The sequence below is a fragment of the Pseudomonas graminis genome (assembly GCF_001705435.1).
Lineage (GTDB): Bacteria > Pseudomonadota > Gammaproteobacteria > Pseudomonadales > Pseudomonadaceae > Aquipseudomonas > Aquipseudomonas graminis_B.
Genome location: NZ_MDEN01000058.1, coordinates 117,529 through 134,952, shown reverse-complemented (window position 1 = coordinate 134,952; position 17,424 = coordinate 117,529). Strand labels below are relative to the sequence as shown.

Sequence of the window (17,424 nt, the reverse complement as noted above, 5' to 3'; positions counted from 1 at the left end):
TAGATATGGGGTTTGGTATGCGCATGCGCGCGCTGGTTACTGTGATTGGACTGCTGCTGGCGACACTGGCTGTCGACGCGTTGGCCGCTTCACAGGTACGAAGTGTCCGCTTATGGCGTGCCCCGGATAACACGCGGCTGGTTTTCGACCTGTCTGGCCCTGTTCAGCACAGTGTCTTCACGCTGCAGTCCCCTGATCGTCTGGTCATCGACATCAACGGCGCCACCCTGGGTGGGCCGCTGAACGTGCCGACGGCCAACACGCCGATCACCAGCATGCGCTCGGCGCAACGCACGCCTGACGACCTGCGTGTGGTCATCGACCTGAAGAAGGCCGTGACGCCGAAGAGCTTCACCCTCGCGCCGAACCAGCAATACGGCAACCGTCTGGTGGTCGACCTGTACGACAACGCCGCCGATGCCAATCCGCCGCCGTCGGTTGCCGATACCCCGGCCACCACCGCGCCTGCGACGCCCGCAGTGGTGCCGGTCAGCCCGTCCAAGCCTGAAATCAAGCTTACCCCTGTGCCAAACGGCAAGCGCGACATCGTTGTCGTCATCGATGCCGGTCACGGCGGAGAAGATCCGGGTGCGTCCGGCGGTCGCGGTGAGAAAGAAAAGAACGTCGTGCTCGCGATTGCCAAGGAGCTTCAGCGCCAGATCAACGGCGAAAAGGGCTACCGCGCCGAGCTGACCCGTACCGGCGACTACTTCATCCCGCTGCGTAAGCGCACGGAAATTGCCCGCGCCAAAGGTGCTGATCTGTTCGTGTCCATTCATGCCGACGCGGCGCCTTCTTCGGCGGCCTTCGGCGCTTCGGTGTTTGCCCTGTCGGAACGCGGCGCGACCTCTGAAACAGCACGCTGGCTGGCGGACAGTGAAAACCGTTCCGACTTGATCGGTGGCGCCGGGGCCGTGAGTCTCGATGACAAAGACCGCATGCTCGCGGGTGTGCTGCTCGATTTGTCGATGACCGCATCACTGACTTCAAGCCTGAACGTCGGCCAGAAGGTCCTGACCAACATCGGCCGCGTAACCTCGCTGCACAAGTCCCGCGTCGAGCAGGCCGGCTTCATGGTGCTGAAGTCGCCGGACATTCCGTCGATTCTGGTCGAGACCGGCTTCATCTCCAACGCGGCCGAAGCGAACAAGCTGCAAGGCACCAGCCACCAGCAGGCCCTGGCGCGCTCCATCACGGCGGGCGTGAAGCAGTTCTTCCAGCAGAATCCGCCGCAAGGCACGTACATCGCCTGGCTGCGGGATAACGGCAAGCTGGCCATGGGCGCACGCGAGCATACGGTGCGTCCCGGCGAGTCGTTGAGCATGATCGCGGCGCGCTACGACATGACCATGCCGATGCTTCGTACAGCCAATCATCTGAGCTCTGACGAGCTGAAAGTCGGGCAGGAGCTGAGAATCCCCAGCGCAGAACTGGCAGGTGAGCCGTGACTGACCTGCTGCTCGGTGACCAGGAGCTGGATGTCAGCGTAAGCCCCGATTTACCTGCGGCCGAGGCTGCGCGTATCCAGCTGCTGAGCCCGCGGCTCGCCAACCAGATTGCTGCGGGCGAGGTCGTCGAGCGCCCGGCTTCGGTGATCAAGGAACTGCTCGAAAACAGCCTTGATTCCGGCGCGCGCCGTATTGATGTCGACGTCGAGCAAGCCGGCATCAAACTGTTGCGGGTTCGCGACGACGGCGGCGGGATTTCCTCCGATGACCTGCCCCTGGCACTGGCCCGACATGCCACCAGCAAGATCCGCGACCTGGAAGACCTTGAGCGAGTCATGAGCCTTGGCTTCCGGGGCGAAGCGCTGGCGTCGATCAGTTCCGTGGCGCGCCTGACGTTGACGTCTCGCACGCGCGACGCCGATCAGGCCTGGCAGGTCGAGACCGAAGGCCGCGACATGGCTTCCCGTGTCCAGCCCGCTGCGCACCCCGTCGGCACCTCTGTGGAAGTGCGTGACCTGTTTTTCAACACCCCTGCACGACGCAAGTTTCTTAAGGCCGAGAAAACCGAGTTCGATCACCTCCAGGAAGTGATCAAGCGCATGGCGCTGGCTCGGTTCGATGTGGCCTTTCATTTGCGTCATAACGGCAAGACTGTCCTGAGCCTGCATGAAGCCCACGATGACGTCGCGCGCGCGCGTCGGGTTTCGGCTATTTGCGGCCCCGGGTTTCTGGAGCAGGCGCTGCCGATCGAGGTCGAGCGCAACGGTTTGAGGTTGTGGGGATGGGTGGGGCTGCCGACGTTCTCCCGCAGTCAGGCCGATCTGCAGTATTTCTTCGTCAATGGCCGTGCAGTGCGCGACAAACTGGTTGCCCACGCTGTGCGTCAGGCTTACCGCGACGTGCTGTTCAACGGCCGGCATCCGACCTTCGTGCTGTTTTTCGAAGTCGATCCGGCGGTCGTCGACGTCAACGTCCACCCGACCAAGCACGAAGTGCGGTTCCGCGACGGGCGCATGGTTCACGATTTCCTCTACGGCACGCTGCATCGCGCCCTCGGCGATGTACGACCTGAAGATCAGCTCGCGGGCACCACCTCGGTTACCGCGCTGGTGCGGCCAAGCGGGCCGGATGCCGGCGAGTTCGGGCCCCAAGGCGAAATGCGCCTGGCCAATAACGTGCTCGAAACGCCGCAAGGTCAGGCGTGGAACCCGCCGGCCGGATCCGCGCCAGGCTCTGGCAGTGGTGCGAGTTACCAGTATCAGTACACGCCGCGGCCGTCGTCGGTGCTTCCGGCTGAAGAGGCGCGTGCCGCTTACAGCGAATTCTTTGCCCCTCTGCCCGGCGTGCAGGCGTCGGCGAGCGCAGGCAGCGTGTCGCTTCCCGAATCCCAGGGCGATGTTCCGCCACTGGGTTATGCACTCGCTCAGCTCAAGGGCATTTATATCCTCGCGGAAAACGCCCACGGCCTGGTGCTGGTGGACATGCACGCGGCCCATGAGCGAATCATGTACGAGCGCTTGAAGATCGCCATGGCCAGCGAAGGCCTGAGCGGTCAGCCGTTGCTGGTGCCGGAGTCCATTGCGGTCAGCCAGCGCGAAGCCGACTGCGCCGAGGAACACATGGTCACCTTCCAGCAGCTGGGCTTCGAGTTGCAGCGCCTTGGGCCGGAGACTCTCGCTATCCGGCAGATCCCCGCGCTGCTTAAACAGGCTGAGGCGAATCGACTGGTGCACGACGTGCTGGGCGATCTGATGGAGTACGGCACCAGCGATCGCGTTCAGGCGCACATGAATGAGTTGCTCGGCACCATGGCGTGCCACGGTGCGATCCGCGCCAATCGCCGGCTGGCCATCCCGGAAATGAACGGGCTGCTGCGTGACATGGAAAACACCGAGCGCAGCGGTCAATGCAACCATGGACGGCCCACCTGGACCCAGCTGGGTCTGGATGATCTGGACAAACTATTCCTGCGCGGTCGCTGATGAGTGCTCTTCCTCCGGCCATCTTTCTGATGGGGCCGACCGCCGCCGGGAAAACCGATCTCGCCATCGAGCTGACCAAAGTGCTTCCGTGTGAGCTGATCAGCGTGGATTCCGCGCTGGTGTACCGCGGCATGGACATCGGCACTGCCAAGCCATCAAAAGCGCTGCTGGAGACGTATCCGCACCGTCTCATCGATATCCTCGACCCGAGCCAGAGCTACTCTGCGGCGGATTTTCGAACCGATGCCTTGCACGCCATGGCGGAAATTACCGCCCGGGGAAAAATTCCCCTGCTGGTGGGCGGCACGATGTTGTATTTCAAAGCTCTACTGGAGGGCCTGGCCGATATGCCTGCGGCTGACGCCGAGATTCGTGCGCAGATTGAGGCGCAAGCGGCCAGTCAGGGCTGGCAGTCGTTGCATGATGAGCTGGCGAGCATCGATCCGGTGTCGGCGGCGAGAATTCACCCCAACGATCCCCAGCGGCTGGTTCGCGCGCTGGAAGTCTTTCGGGTCAGCGGCATGAGCATGACCGCGCACCGGGAACAACAAAGTGCGCAAAGTGCTCAAGCGAGCGCTTCGGGGCGTCATCAATTGCCCTATACTGTCGCAAATCTCGCGATCGCACCGACGGATCGCAAGGTGCTCCACGACCGAATTGCTGTGCGTTTCAGGCAAATGCTTGATGAAGGATTCGTTGAAGAAGTCGTAGCGCTACGTTCGAGGGGTGATCTGAACTCGAATTTACCGTCTATAAGAGCTGTAGGGTATCGCCAGGTCTGGGATCATCTGGACGGCAAGCTGACTCGGGACCAGATGCAGGAGCGCGGCATCATTGCCACGCGCCAGCTGGCCAAGAGGCAGTTCACTTGGTTACGCAGCTGGCAGAATTTGCACTGGTTGGACAGCCTGGCTTGCGACAATCTGCCACGCGCCTTGAAATACCTGGGGTCGGTCTCCATATTGAGCTGAGTCCTTGCAATAGCCGTCTATCCTTGGGGGATAGCCTCCGGGAGGTAGCGGCCCAAGCCAATGTTTTCGAATTTATTCTATTGATCCTTAAAGGAGTGCGGCACATGTCAAAAGGGCATTCGCTACAAGACCCTTACCTGAACACTTTGCGTAAAGAGAAGGTTGGGGTTTCGATCTATCTGGTAAACGGTATCAAGCTGCAAGGCACTATCGAATCCTTTGACCAGTTCGTTATTTTGCTGAAGAACACTGTCAGCCAAATGGTCTACAAACACGCCATCTCGACTGTCGTTCCCGTCCGCCCGATTCGTCTGCCTAGCGCTACCGAATCCGAGCAGGCTGACGCCGAGCCAGGTAACGCCTGATAGGAGTCTGCTTTGTTCTTTGAGCGCCACAGTGGTGGTGAGCGGGCGATCCTCGTTCACTTGGATGGTCAGGACCCTGAGGCGCGCGAAGATCCGCAGGAGTTCAGGGAGCTGGCGCTGTCGGCCGGCGCCGACATTGTCTCGTTCGTCAACGTGCCAAGGCATCGGCCAACGGCCAAGTATCTGGTAGGCAGCGGCAAGGTCGAGGAATTGCGCGACCTGGTCAAAACCGAAAAGTCAGATATCGTCATCTTCAATCATGTCCTTACACCCAGCCAGGAACGTAACCTCGAACGTGTTTTCGAGTGTCGCGTGCTTGACCGTACGGGCCTGATTCTCGACATCTTCGCCCAACGGGCGCGCACCCATGAAGGCAAGCTGCAGGTCGAACTGGCCCAGCTTGAGCACATGAGTACGCGGCTGGTCCGTGGCTGGACTCACCTTGAGCGTCAGGGTGGCGGTATCGGTCTGCGCGGTCCGGGTGAAACCCAGCTCGAAACGGACCGGCGCCTGTTGCGTGTGCGTCTGCGTCAGATCAAGGGCCGGCTTGAAAAAGTCCGCAGTCAGCGTGATCAGGCCCGTCGTGGCCGCTCCCGCGCCGACATCCCTACGGTTTCGATCGTCGGCTATACCAACGCCGGCAAGTCAACGCTGTTCAATGCGGTGACCGACTCCGACGTCTACGCGGCCGATCAACTGTTTGCGACCCTCGACCCGACCCTGCGCCGCCTTGAAGTCAAAGACCTCGGGCCGATTGTGCTGGCTGATACGGTGGGTTTCATCCGCCATTTGCCGCACAAGCTGGTCGAGGCCTTTCGGGCTACGCTCGAAGAGTCGAGCAACTCCGATCTGCTGCTGCATGTGATCGACGCTCATGAACCCGATCGCCTTGAGCAGATCGAGCAGGTCATGGTGGTGCTGGGCGAGATTGGGGCCCAGGACTTGCCGATGCTTGAGGTGTATAACAAACTCGATCTGCTCGAAGGGGTTGAGCCGCAGATCCAGCGCGATGCCGATGGCAAGCCGCAGCGGGTCTGGGTTTCTGCCCGTGATGGACGCGGTCTGGACTTGCTCAAGCAAGCCATTGCCGAAGTGTTGGGCAATGACCTCTTCGTGGGGACGCTGCGCCTCACGCAGGAGTTCGCCCGGTTGCGTGCCCAGTTTTTCAACCTGGGTGCGGTGCAGAGCGAAGAGCACGACGAAGAAGGTCAGAGTCTTTTGGCTGTTCGGTTACCCCGAGTTGAATTCAATCGCCTGGTGAGTCGCGAAGGACTGCAGCCGCTGGAATTCATCGAGCAACACACTTTGCAATAAAAGCCTGACAAAGCGGTTGTACCGCTTCGACGGGCATTCTGTAGCATTGGTCGGCGCGCCGTGGGCGCGTCTTTGCTTTATCAGATGGAGAGCGCTATGGCTTGGAATGAGCCGGGTGGCAACTCGAATAATCAGGATCCTTGGGGTGGTAAGCGCAAGGGCGGCGACCGCAAGGGGCCACCGGATCTCGACGAGGCCTTCCGTAAGCTGCAGGAAAGCCTGAATGGGTTGTTCGGTGGTGGCAAGAAACGCAGTGGCGATGGCGGCGGCAGCGGCGGTGGATCGAGCAAGGGCGGTGGCCTCGGCCTGCTCGGCATCGGTCTGGTCGTGCTGCTCGCCATCTGGCTGTACAACGCAATCTATGTGGTCGACGAGCAGGAGCAGGCTGTTGTGCTGCGCTTCGGCAAGTACTACGAAACTGTCGGGCCGGGTCTGAATATCTATTTCCCGCCGTTTGATCGCAAGTACCTCGAAAACGTGACGCGTGAACGTGCGTACAGCAAGCAGGGCCAGATGCTCACCGAAGACGAGAACATCGTCGAAGTGCCGCTGACTGTGCAGTACAAGATCACCAATCTGCAGGATTTTGTGCTGAACGTTGATCAGCCTGAAGTCAGCCTGCAGCATGCGACCGAAAGTGCCTTGCGTCATGTGGTGGGTTCGACCGCCATGGACCAGGTGCTGACTGAAGGTCGTGAGTTGATGGCCAGCGAAATCAAGGAGCGGCTGCAACGCTTCCTCGATACCTATCGCACCGGCATCACCGTGACTCAGGTCAACGTGCAGAGCGCTGCGGCGCCGCGCGAAGTCCAGGAAGCGTTCGATGACGTGATCCGCGCCCGTGAAGACGAACAGCGCTCACGTAACCAGGCTGAAACCTACGCCAACGGTGTGATCCCGGAAGCGCGCGGTCAGGCTCAGCGTATTGTCGAAGACGCCAACGGCTATCGCGATGAAGTGGTTTCTCGGGCCAAGGGTGAGGCGGATCGTTTTACCAAGCTGGTCGCCGAGTACCGCAAGGCACCGGAAGTCACGCGTGAACGTCTGTATCTGGACACCATGCAGGAAGTCTTCAGCAACACCAGCAAGGTACTTGTGACCGGCGACAAAGGTCAGAACAACCTGCTTTATCTGCCGTTGGACAAAATGATCGATAGCAGCCGTAACGGTTCCAGCTCGTCTGCCACGGGCGGCGCTGCTGCTGCACCGGCAGATCCGGGCTCACGGGCAGCGGACATGCAACAGCAACGTGACACGCGCACTAGGGAGACTCGCTGATGAGCAATAAATCTCTGGTTGCCCTGATTGTCTGCGTCGTGTTGGCCGTGGTCGCATGGAACAGCTTCTACATCGTCGCTCAGACCGAGCGCGCGGTGCTGCTGCAATTCGGTCGCGTGGTTCAGGCGGATGTTTCGCCAGGCCTGCACGTGAAGATTCCTTACGTGAATCAGGTGCGCAAGTTCGATGGTCGCTTGATGACCCTCGATGCGCCGACTCAGCGTTTCCTGACGCTGGAAAAGAAAGCCGTGATGGTCGATGCCTACGCCAAATGGCGCGTGAAGGACGCTGAGCGTTTCTACACCGCGACTTCCGGCCTGAAGCAGATCGCCGATGAGCGTCTCTCCCGTCGTCTCGAATCCGGTCTGCGTGACCAGTTCGGCAAGCGCACGCTGCACGAGGTGGTTTCAGGTGAGCGTGACGCACTGATGGCTGACATCACTGCGTCTCTGAACACCATGGCCGGCAAAGAGCTGGGCATCGAAGTTGTTGATGTTCGAGTCAAGGCCATCGACCTGCCGAAGGAAGTGAACCGCAGCGTGTTCGAGCGTATGAGCACTGAGCGTGAGCGTGAGGCCCGTGAGCACCGCGCCAAGGGTAACGAGCTGGCGGAAGGCATCCGTGCCGACGCCGATCGTCAGCGCCGCGTTCTGTTGGCTGAAGCGTATCGGGAGTCTGAAGAGGCACGCGGTGATGGTGATGCTCAAGCGGCTGCGATCTACTCCAAGGCCTACGGTCAGGATCAGGAGTTCTACGCGTTCTACCGTAGCCTGCGCGCCTACCGTGAAAGCTTCGCCAATAAAAGCGACGTGATGGTGCTGGACCCAAGCAGCGAGTTCTTCCGCTATTTGCAAAAAGCCAAGCCGTAATCGCATCAGCACCTGATCACTCCGCCGGGCGGCAAAACTGCCCGTCGGGGTGATCGCGCGACAAAACGTGTGTATGATGCGGCAGCCGGGAAATTCCCGGCTTTTTTGCGTCTGCACGATTGATTGGCCGTGGCGTGTTCCGTGCGCGGCAGTTTTTTCGAGGACGGTGTTCGCGATAGTGCGGCGCATCGGGCAGGGGACATTCCCTTGCCCTGCGTCCGCAGAATGCTGTCTGCTTCACTCAAGGCTTGCCCAAGGGCCGGCCGCCCGGATCATAGGGGAAAGGCGTAATGGCAACGGTTGACCGCTGGCTGCTGCCGGATGGCATCGAAGAAGTACTGCCGCCGGAAGCTGCGCGCATTGAAGTCGCGCGTCGTCAGGTGCTGGATCTGTTTCAGAGCTGGGGCTACGAATTTGTCGTGACCCCGCACATCGAATACCTCGAATCACTGCTCACCGGTGCGGGCCAGGATCTGGATCTGCGCACCTTCAAAGTGGTCGACCCGCAATCGGGCCGGCAGATGGGTTTCCGCGCGGACATCACGCCACAGGTCGCCCGCATCGACGCCCACACCCTGCGTCGCGAAGGCCCAAGCCGCCTCTGCTACGCCGGCAGCGTGCTGCATGCCCAGCCGCGTGCATTGTCGTCCTCGCGCAGCCCGATCCAGTTGGGTGCCGAGCTGTACGGCGACGCGAGCCCGAGCAGTGACGTCGAAGTCATCAGCCTCATGCTGGCGATGCTGCAATTGGCGGATGTGCCAGACGTCCATATGGACCTGGGGCACGTCGGGATTTACCGCGGTCTTGCCCGCGCTGCCGGATTGTCCGGCGAAGTCGAGCAACAGCTGTTTGATGCACTCCAGCGCAAAGCCATCGACGAGGTCATTGCGTTGACCGAAGGTCTGCCGACCGACCTGGCCAGCATGTTGCGTGCGCTGGTGGATCTGTGTGGCGACCGTACGGTATTGGCGCAGGCCCGCGACCGTCTGGCGAATGCGCCGGCGGCGGTCATTGAGGCGCTGGATGATCTGCAGGAAATCGCCGAACGTCTCTCGGCCCGATTCCCTGAGCTACCGTTGTACTTTGACCTTGGCGAATTGCGCGGCTACCACTACCACACTGGCGTGGTCTTTGCGGTCTTCGTCCCGGGTGTTGGCCAGTCGATCGCCCAGGGCGGTCGGTACGATGACATTGGTGCCGACTTCGGTCGCGCGCGACCGGCGACGGGTTTTTCCACCGATTTGAAAACCCTGGTGACACGCGGTCAGGCGCAGATCGAGCTACCGTCTGGCGGTATCTGGATGCCGGACAGCACTGATGCGGCGCTGTGGCAAACGGTCTGCCAGTTGCGCGCTGAAGGTCAGCGTGTGGTTCAGGCGTTGCCAGGCCAACCGGTTTCAGCAGCGCTAGACGCCGACTGTGATCGGCAATTGATTCAGCAGGGCGAGCGTTGGCAGGTAATGCCGCTGGCCTCTTAAGTTTCCCCGCCGGCCGCTGCCGGCACCAAGTTTGCGCGAATGAGGACAAGTGTTATGGGTAAGAATGTCGTAGTCCTGGGCACCCAATGGGGTGATGAGGGCAAAGGCAAGATCGTTGATCTGCTGACCGAACATGCAACCGCGGTAGTGCGCTATCAAGGTGGCCACAACGCTGGCCACACACTGGTGATCGACGGCGAAAAAACCGTCCTCCACCTGATTCCGTCCGGCGTCCTGCGCGAAGGCGTGCAGTGCCTGATCGGCAACGGTGTGGTCGTCGCGCCTGATGCGCTCATGCGCGAAATCACCAAGCTGGAAGATAAAGGCATTCCGGTGCGCGAGCGTCTGCGCATCAGCCCGTCCTGCCCGCTGATCCTGTCCTATCACGTGGCCCTTGATCAGGCCCGCGAAAAGGCCCGTGGCGAGCACAAGATCGGCACCACCGGTCGCGGCATTGGCCCGGCATACGAAGACAAGGTTGCGCGTCGTGGTCTGCGCATCGGTGATCTGTTCCATCGCGAGCGCTTTGCCGCCAAGCTGGGCGAGCTGCTGGATTACCACAACTTCGTTCTGGTCAACTACTACAAAGAGCCGGCGATCGACTTCCAGAAGACGCTCGACGAGTGCATGGAATACGCCGAACTGCTCAAGCCGATGATGCTCGACGTGACCGCAACGCTGCACGAAATGCGTCGCGCCGGCAAAGACATCATGTTCGAAGGCGCTCAGGGTTCGCTGCTGGACATCGACCACGGTACCTACCCGTACGTCACCAGTTCGAACACCACTGCCGGCGGCATCGCTACCGGTTCGGGCATGGGGCCAATGTACCTGGATTACATTCTGGGCATCACCAAGGCTTACACCACTCGCGTGGGTTCGGGTCCGTTCCCGACGGAGCTGTTCGACGACGTTGGCGCGTTCCTGGCCAAGCGCGGCCACGAGTTCGGGGCAACCACCGGCCGTGCGCGTCGCTGTGGCTGGTTCGACGCCGTTATCCTGCGTCGCGCCATCGACGTTAACAGCATCTCGGGCATCTGCCTGACCAAGCTGGACGTGCTTGACGGTCTCGAGACCATCAACATCTGCGTGGGTTACAAGAACGAAAACGGCGCAGTGATCGACGCCCCGACCGACGCCGACAGCTACATCGGCCTTGAGCCGGTGTACGAAGAAGTGCCGGGCTGGTCCGAGTCGACCCTGGGTGCCAAGACCCTGGAAGAGCTGCCTGCCAATGCTCGCGCTTACATCAAGCGTCTTGAAGAGCTGGTCGGCGCACCGATCGACATTATTTCGACGGGCCCTGACCGCAACGAGACGATCGTTCTGCGTCATCCGTTCGACTGATAAGTCGTTGAAGCGCAAATAAAGGGTCGCCTCGGCGGCCCTTTGTTTTGCCCGCTGGAAACTACTCGCCACTGCGGCACGACCCTTGCTGTGATTCCGCTTATAAAACGATGCCATCATTTTGATGGCGTGTGTGGCGAGGGATCTCCTGTGTCGGCCGTTAATTCTCTTCTGCGCAGCCGCTTGCTGCGGCCCGTATTCATTGCTCTTGGTATCGCCCTTCTGGTGCAAGTGCTGGTTGCCGTCGCCCTCACTCGGAGCACCGTCACTGCGCTCGAAGCTGAGCTGGCGGCACGGCTGGGTGTAGATTCGCAACACTTGACCGGCGAGCTGGAGCAGGCGAGCCGTGACGTAACGTCCAGTCTGGACAGTCTTTCGCAAAATACTCGTCAGCGCCTGAGTGCCGGCCTCTCGACGCGCCTTAAAGATGAGCAGGCGCAACTGCGTGCGACGCTGGAGAAAGACCTTCGGGATTCGGCGACGGACATGGCCGAGCTGCTGGCAGCTGTCGCGCCACGGGCGATGTGGGATGGCGATACGCCGACGCTGTCGGAGTTCGCGCGCCGGGCGCAACGTAATCCGAACGTGCTGTTCGTGGTCTACGACGACGCCCAGGGCGAGCACTTGACGCGTTACCTGAATCGCGAGAACGAATCGATCAAGGCCCTGTTGGCGAAAGGCGAGGGTGAGCGCGCCATGGACAAGGTCCTGAACGCGGCGCAGAAAGACCCTTCGGTTTACTACGTTGAAGCGTCCATCAGCCCCAATGGCGTCGAGATCGGCAAGGTCCGCATGGGCGTGTCAACCACCTCGGTAGAAGAGAATCTGGCGGCGCTGGACAAGCGCTTCGCTGCGCTGATCGGCAGCGGTGATCAACTGGTCTCCGAAAGCTTGGGCGGCGCTGCGGCCGAGAGCTCTGCCGCATTGCGCTCGCGTCTGCAAACGGCGCAATCGTCGGCCGCTGCAATGGCAACCAATACCAGTTCTGCCGTACAGGAAGCTGCGTCCACCTTGCGCTGGAGGATCGGCGTCGGGCTGTCCCTGGTGGGGCTCGGCGTGCTGGTGGTGTTGGCGATTGTGCTGGGGCGTCGCGTGGTGCTGCGCTTGCAGTTGCTCAACCGTGCGCTGGATGATCTGGCGGCAGGTGAAGGCGATCTGACCAAGCGCGTCAAACTCAACAGCAACGATGAGATAGGCGACATGGCTGCGGCCGTGAACCGCTTTGTCGATAAGTTGCAGCCGATCGTCCGGGAGGCGGGGGATGTGGCGCAGCAGACTGGCGTCGAGATTGGCGCCATGAGCAAACGCAATGCAGGAGCTGGCGCGGCAGCTGAATTGCAGCGCGATGAGGTGGCTGCCAGCCTTCAAGCGTTGGCACAGATGGCTGACGAGGCGCAGGCCGAGAGCCAGGCCATGCAGGCGGCGTTGCGGCAGGTGGTGGATATTCGTCAAGCGACTGATGAGAACACGCGCACCTCCAATCAGGTCGGCAGTTTGATCGAGGCGCTGGCCGGGCAGGTGGACACCGGCGCCCAGGTCATCGAGCGGCTGGCGCAGCAAAGCCAGCAGATTGAAGTGGTTTTGGAAGTGATCCATGGCATCGCCGAGCAGACCAATCTGCTTGCCCTTAATGCTGCCATTGAGGCCGCGCGCGCCGGTGAGACCGGTCGAGGTTTCGCCGTTGTCGCCGATGAAGTGCGCGCGTTGGCGAGCAAGACGCAAAGCTCGACGGGCGATATCCAGGAGCACATCGCCAAGCTGCAATCCGGGGCGCGCGAAGCAGTGGCAACGATTGGTCTCGCCGGTCGTCAGGCCAAGGAAGGGCTCGCAGTGCTGAAAGACAGCGCGCGGCTGCAGCACTCTGTGCAGGTGTCGGTCGAGCAGGTTCATGCGGCGATTGGCCTGGCGACCCGAGCGGCAGAGCATCAGGCTCAGGGCGCGCAAGCGGTGCGTGGGCGGGTAGAGGTTATTCACGCCCAGGCCGAGAAGGCTGCCCAGGCGGTGGTGGAAACGACCGCCAGCGGCAAGACGCTGGACAGGCTTGCCGCGCAGCTGAAGGCTAGTCTGGGGCAATTTCGAGCGTAGTTTCGCTCTAGGGGGGACAGTTGCAGCTCCCCAGAAAGCACAAAACCGAGCACTCGGCTCGGTTTTGTTTGTTTGGTGCCCAGAAGAAGACTCGAACTTCCACGACCTTGCGGTCACCAGCACCTGAAGCTGGCGTGTCTACCAATTTCACCATCTGGGCATGGCGCTGATTTAATTAGATTTTTCGCGGGAGTGCAACTGAATTTTTGAATTTATTGGGGAGACGGCAGGATGATTCATTTGCAGCGAGGACAGGGCAGGGGGAAGTGATCTACGCTAACGGCTGTTTTGCAACACTTGACTTTTCAAACCGCAAAATGCACAAAACCGAGCCTAAGCTCGGTTTCGTTGAATTGGTGCCCAGAAGAAGACTCGAACTTCCACGACCTTGCGGTCACCAGCACCTGAAGCTGGCGTGTCTACCAATTTCACCATCTGGGCAGTTCGTTGATTTCATTCGATATTTCGTTTGATTTCAACTACAACTTGGCAGTGCCGGCGTTGTGGGGGGCATCTTACGGAGGAGATTGAAGGCTGTAAAGCCCCCGTGCAAAAATAATTTGAAATAGCGAAAAGTCCCAGCAAACGCTGTCTTCGCGTTTCAATCTGGTATATGCCAAACTAATTACATACAGATAAGGTGAATTCATTCTAATGGCCGATTGGCAGTCCCTCGATCCCGAGGCCGCTCGTGAAGCGGAAAAATACGAAAACCCCATCCCTAGCCGTGAGCTGATTCTGGCTCACCTCTCCGAGCGCGGATCGCCCGCAGCCCGCGAGCAGTTGGTGGAAGAATTTGGCCTGACGACTGAAGATCAGATCGAGGCCCTGCGACGTCGGCTCCGTGCCATGGAGCGCGACGCGCAACTGATTTACACCCGGCGCGGCACGTACGCGCCGGTCGACAAGCTGGACCTCATCCTGGGTCGCATCAGCGGTCACCGTGACGGCTTCGGCTTCCTGGTCCCGGATGACGGCTCTGACGACCTGTTCATGAGCCCTGCGCAAATGCGCCTGGTGTTCGATGGTGACCGTGCATTGGCGCGCGTCTCGGGCCTGGACCGTCGCGGTCGCCGCGAAGGCGTCATCGTCGAGGTCATCTCCCGCGCCCATGAAACCGTAGTGGGCCGCTACTTCGAAGAAAGCGGCATCGGTTTCGTCCAGCCGGACAACCCAAAAATCCAGCAAGAAGTGCTGATTACCCCGGGCCGTAACAACGGCGCCAAGGTCGGTCAGTTCGTCGAGGTGAAAATCACCCACTGGCCAACCCCGCGTTTTCAGCCGCAAGGCGACGTGGTTGAGGTTGTGGGTAATTACATGGCGCCAGGCATGGAGATCGATGTCGCGCTGCGTACCTACGACATTCCTCATGTCTGGCCCGAGGCTGTGCTGAAAGAAGCCGCCAAATTGAAGCCGGAAGTGGAGGAGAAGGACAAGGAAAACCGCGTCGATCTGCGTCACCTTCCATTCGTCACCATCGACGGTGAAGACGCCCGCGACTTCGACGATGCCGTTTTCTGCGAAGCCAAGCCCGGCAAGCTGCGCCTGTTCTCCGGCGGCTGGAAGCTTTACGTGGCCATCGCCGACGTATCAAGCTACGTGAAGCTCGGCTCGGCGCTCGACGCGGAGTCTCAAGTGCGTGGCAACTCGGTGTATTTCCCCGAGCGCGTGATCCCGATGCTGCCTGAGCAGCTGTCCAATGGGCTGTGCTCGCTGAATCCGCTGGTTGATCGTCTGGCAATGGTTTGCGAGATGACCATCTCCAAAACCGGCGAAATGACGGACTACGTGTTCTACGAAGCCGTGATCCACTCCCATGCACGCCTGACCTACAACAAGGTCAGCTCGATGCTGGAACACCCGAAAGCCGCCGAAGCCAAGCAGCTGCGTGAGCAGTATGGCGACGTCGTACCGCATCTGAAGCAGCTTTATGCGTTGTACAAAGTGCTTCTGGGCGCCCGGCATGTTCGCGGTGCCATCGATTTTGAAACCCAGGAAACCCGGATTATTTTCGGTTCCGAGCGCAAAATCGCCGAGATCCGTCCGACCACTCGCAACGATGCGCACAAGCTGATTGAAGAGTGCATGCTCGCGGCGAACGTGGCGACTGCAGCGTTTCTCAAGAAGCACGAAATTCCCGCACTGTACCGCGTGCACGACGGCCCGCCGCCTGAGCGCCTGGAAAAGCTGCGTGCCTTCCTTGGCGAGTTGGGTCTTTCCCTGCACAAGGGCAAAGACGGCCCGACGCCGAAGGACTACCAGGCGCTGCTCGAAACCATCAAGGACCGTCCGGATTACCACCTGATCCAGACTGTCATGCTGCGTTCGTTGAGCCAGGCGGTATACAGCTCCGATAACCATGGCCACTTCGGCTTGAATTACGAGGCGTACACTCACTTCACCTCGCCGATTCGTCGCTACCCGGACTTGCTGACTCACCGCGCGATCCGCAGTGTGATCCGCTCCAAGCAGGAAACCCCGCACGTTCGCCGTGCCGGTGCTCCCGCCATTCCGAAGGCCCGTATTTACCCGTACGACGAAGCGATGCTCGAGCAGTTGGGCGAGCAGTGCTCGATGAGCGAGCGCCGTGCCGATGAGGCGACACGCGACGTCACGAACTGGCTGAAATGCGAGTTCATGAAAGACCGCGTTGGCGAGTCGTTCCCGGGTGTGATCACGGCTGTTACCGGCTTTGGTCTGTTCGTCGAGCTGACCGATATCTACGTCGAAGGCCTGGTTCACGTCACCGCATTGCCGGGTGACTACTACCACTTCGATCCGGTCCATCATCGCCTGGCCGGCGAGCGCACAGGCCGTAGCTTCCGCCTGGGCGATACCGTTGAAGTGCGCGTGATGCGCGTTGATCTGGACGAGCGCAAGATCGACTTCGAAATGTCCGAAAAGACCACCAGCGCGCCGATCGGCCGCAAGCGTCGAACGTCCGAGCCTGCTGCGGCGGAGAAGGGCAAGGATTCCAAGGAGTCGTCGTCTGCTTCCAAGTCCGGTCGTCGCACCGCGAAAGAGCCTGTCGCCGAAGCCTACCGGCCGGGTGATGCGGCTGCCAAGAATGCGGAAGTACGCAAAAGCCGTGAGATGAAGAAAGCGCTGCTGACTGAAGCCAAGGGTGGTAGCAAGGCATCGTCGGGAAAGTCGACGAGTGAATCTGCCGGCGCTTCCGTTAAAACCAGCAAACATCGCAAGGGGTCGTCCAAATCGGGCTCGACCTCTGCTTCAGGCAGTGGCAGCGTGCGCAAACCTAAGGCGAAGTCATGAGTCAGCTGGAAAAAATCTACGGTGTTCATGCCGTAGAGGCGTTGTTGCGTCATCACCCGAAGCGGGTCAAGCAGATCTGGCTGGCTGAAGGGCGCAGCGATCCGCGGGTTCAGGTGCTTATCGAGCTCGCCGCGCAGAACCGCGTGTCGGTGGGGCAGGCCGAGCGCCGCGAGATGGATGCGTGGGTCGAGGGTGTTCACCAAGGCGTAGTGGCGGATGTCAGTCCGAGCCAGGTCTGGGGCGAGGCGATGCTCGACGAGTTGCTCGATCGCACTGAAGGTCCGCCACTGATCCTGGTGCTTGATGGCGTCACTGACCCCCATAACCTCGGCGCCTGCCTGCGGACTGCCGACGCAGCCGGCGCTCTGGCGGTGATCGTGCCCAAGGACAAGTCTGCGACATTGACGCCGACCGTTCGAAAAGTGGCATGCGGTGCGGCGGAGGTGATCCCTCTTGTGGCCGTGACCAACCTGGCACGCACGCTGGAAAAACTTCAGCAACGTGGTCTGTGGGTCGTCGGCACTGCGGGCGAGGCCGAGCAGGAGTTGTATCAGCAGGACCTGACCGGCCCGACCATCCTGATCATGGGTGCCGAAGGCAAAGGCATGCGCCGCCTGACCCGCGAGCATTGCGACTATCTGGTGCGCCTGCCGATGGCTGGCAGCGTGAGCAGTCTCAACGTTTCGGTTGCCACAGGCGTCTGCCTGTTCGAAGCCCTGCGTCAGCGCGCTGCTGCCAAGAAGTAGTCAGCCAAGAGTGGCAAGCCCCAAGCCTCAAGCTGCAAGCCGGTTACCCTTCAGCTTGTAGCTTGTAGCTTGTAGCTTGTAGCTTGTAGCTCAGCGTCATTGTTCAAATATTCACCAATCTCCTTGCGCCCCTCCGGCCCCTTCTCTACAATTGCGCCCCTTGCTGTCATGGCAGGCGCTCATGTGCCTGTCCCTGTGCAAGATAAACCAGTGTTATTCACTCCTTGTCTGACCGCTTTGGCGGCAGGCTACAACCCGTAAGGAGCAT

At 60.6% G+C, this 17,424-nt stretch carries 12 protein-coding genes and 2 tRNA genes; 12 read left to right on the top strand and 2 right to left on the bottom strand.

Annotation, left to right across the window (positions count from 1 at the left end; all coding sequences use genetic code 11):
• Positions 1 to 5: 5 nt before the first annotated feature.
• The 10 genes from BBI10_RS07835 (at position 6) to BBI10_RS07790 (ending at position 13,137) form a co-directional block, all read left to right on the top strand.
• On the top strand, positions 6 to 1,448 hold the full coding sequence (locus BBI10_RS07835) for an N-acetylmuramoyl-L-alanine amidase (protein WP_208600739.1): 1,443 nt from the start codon (positions 6 to 8) through the stop codon (positions 1,446 to 1,448).
• A gap of 26 nt (positions 1,449 to 1,474) precedes the next feature.
• Positions 1,475 to 3,430: a DNA mismatch repair endonuclease MutL gene (mutL, locus tag BBI10_RS07830; RefSeq protein WP_167355778.1), complete on the top strand. Its 1,956-nt coding sequence runs from the start codon at positions 1,475 to 1,477 to the stop codon at positions 3,428 to 3,430.
• A complete protein-coding gene (gene miaA, locus BBI10_RS07825; protein ID WP_065987804.1) occupies positions 3,430 to 4,401 on the top strand; it encodes a tRNA (adenosine(37)-N6)-dimethylallyltransferase MiaA in 972 nt (323 codons plus the stop codon). Before mutL ends, miaA begins: the two co-directional genes overlap by 1 nt.
• Before the next feature lie 104 nt (positions 4,402 to 4,505).
• Positions 4,506 to 4,766, top strand: a complete 261-nt coding sequence (hfq, locus tag BBI10_RS07820; RefSeq protein ID WP_019691505.1) for an RNA chaperone Hfq — start codon at positions 4,506 to 4,508, stop codon at positions 4,764 to 4,766.
• Positions 4,767 to 4,778: 12 nt separating this feature from the next.
• The gene (gene hflX / locus BBI10_RS07815) at positions 4,779 to 6,080 is read left to right on the top strand and encodes a ribosome rescue GTPase HflX (RefSeq protein WP_065987803.1); all 1,302 of its coding nucleotides are present in this window, start codon (positions 4,779 to 4,781) and stop codon (positions 6,078 to 6,080) included.
• Between the two features lie 96 nt (positions 6,081 to 6,176).
• The gene (gene hflK / locus BBI10_RS07810) at positions 6,177 to 7,358 is read left to right on the top strand and encodes an FtsH protease activity modulator HflK (RefSeq protein WP_065987802.1); all 1,182 of its coding nucleotides are present in this window, start codon (positions 6,177 to 6,179) and stop codon (positions 7,356 to 7,358) included.
• Positions 7,358 to 8,227: a protease modulator HflC gene (gene hflC, locus BBI10_RS07805; protein ID WP_065987801.1), complete on the top strand. Its 870-nt coding sequence runs from the start codon at positions 7,358 to 7,360 to the stop codon at positions 8,225 to 8,227. Before hflK ends, hflC begins: the two co-directional genes overlap by 1 nt.
• Positions 8,228 to 8,517: 290 nt before the next feature.
• Positions 8,518 to 9,705, top strand: a complete 1,188-nt coding sequence (locus tag BBI10_RS07800; protein ID WP_065987800.1) for an ATP phosphoribosyltransferase regulatory subunit — start codon at positions 8,518 to 8,520, stop codon at positions 9,703 to 9,705.
• A gap of 54 nt (positions 9,706 to 9,759) precedes the next feature.
• Positions 9,760 to 11,052: an adenylosuccinate synthase gene (locus BBI10_RS07795; protein ID WP_065987799.1), complete on the top strand. Its 1,293-nt coding sequence runs from the start codon at positions 9,760 to 9,762 to the stop codon at positions 11,050 to 11,052.
• Between the two features lie 150 nt (positions 11,053 to 11,202).
• A complete protein-coding gene (locus tag BBI10_RS07790) occupies positions 11,203 to 13,137 on the top strand; it encodes a methyl-accepting chemotaxis protein (protein WP_065987798.1) in 1,935 nt (644 codons plus the stop codon).
• A 73-nt stretch (positions 13,138 to 13,210) separates the two neighbouring features.
• Here BBI10_RS07790 and BBI10_RS07785 read toward each other — a convergent pair.
• Positions 13,211 to 13,297 (bottom strand) — tRNA-Leu (locus BBI10_RS07785).
• Between the two features lie 194 nt (positions 13,298 to 13,491).
• A tRNA-Leu gene (locus BBI10_RS07780) sits at positions 13,492 to 13,578 on the bottom strand.
• Positions 13,579 to 13,791: 213 nt separating this feature from the next.
• Here BBI10_RS07780 and rnr point away from each other — a divergent pair.
• Entirely contained in the window at positions 13,792 to 16,410 is a 2,619-nt protein-coding gene (gene rnr, locus BBI10_RS07775; protein WP_065987797.1) for a ribonuclease R, read from the top strand.
• Complete coding sequence (gene rlmB / locus BBI10_RS07770) at positions 16,407 to 17,156, top strand: 23S rRNA (guanosine(2251)-2'-O)-methyltransferase RlmB (RefSeq protein ID WP_037015712.1); 750 nt, start codon at positions 16,407 to 16,409, stop codon at positions 17,154 to 17,156. The genes rnr and rlmB overlap by 4 nt, the downstream gene beginning before the upstream one ends.
• The last annotated feature ends 268 nt before the right edge of the window (positions 17,157 to 17,424 follow it).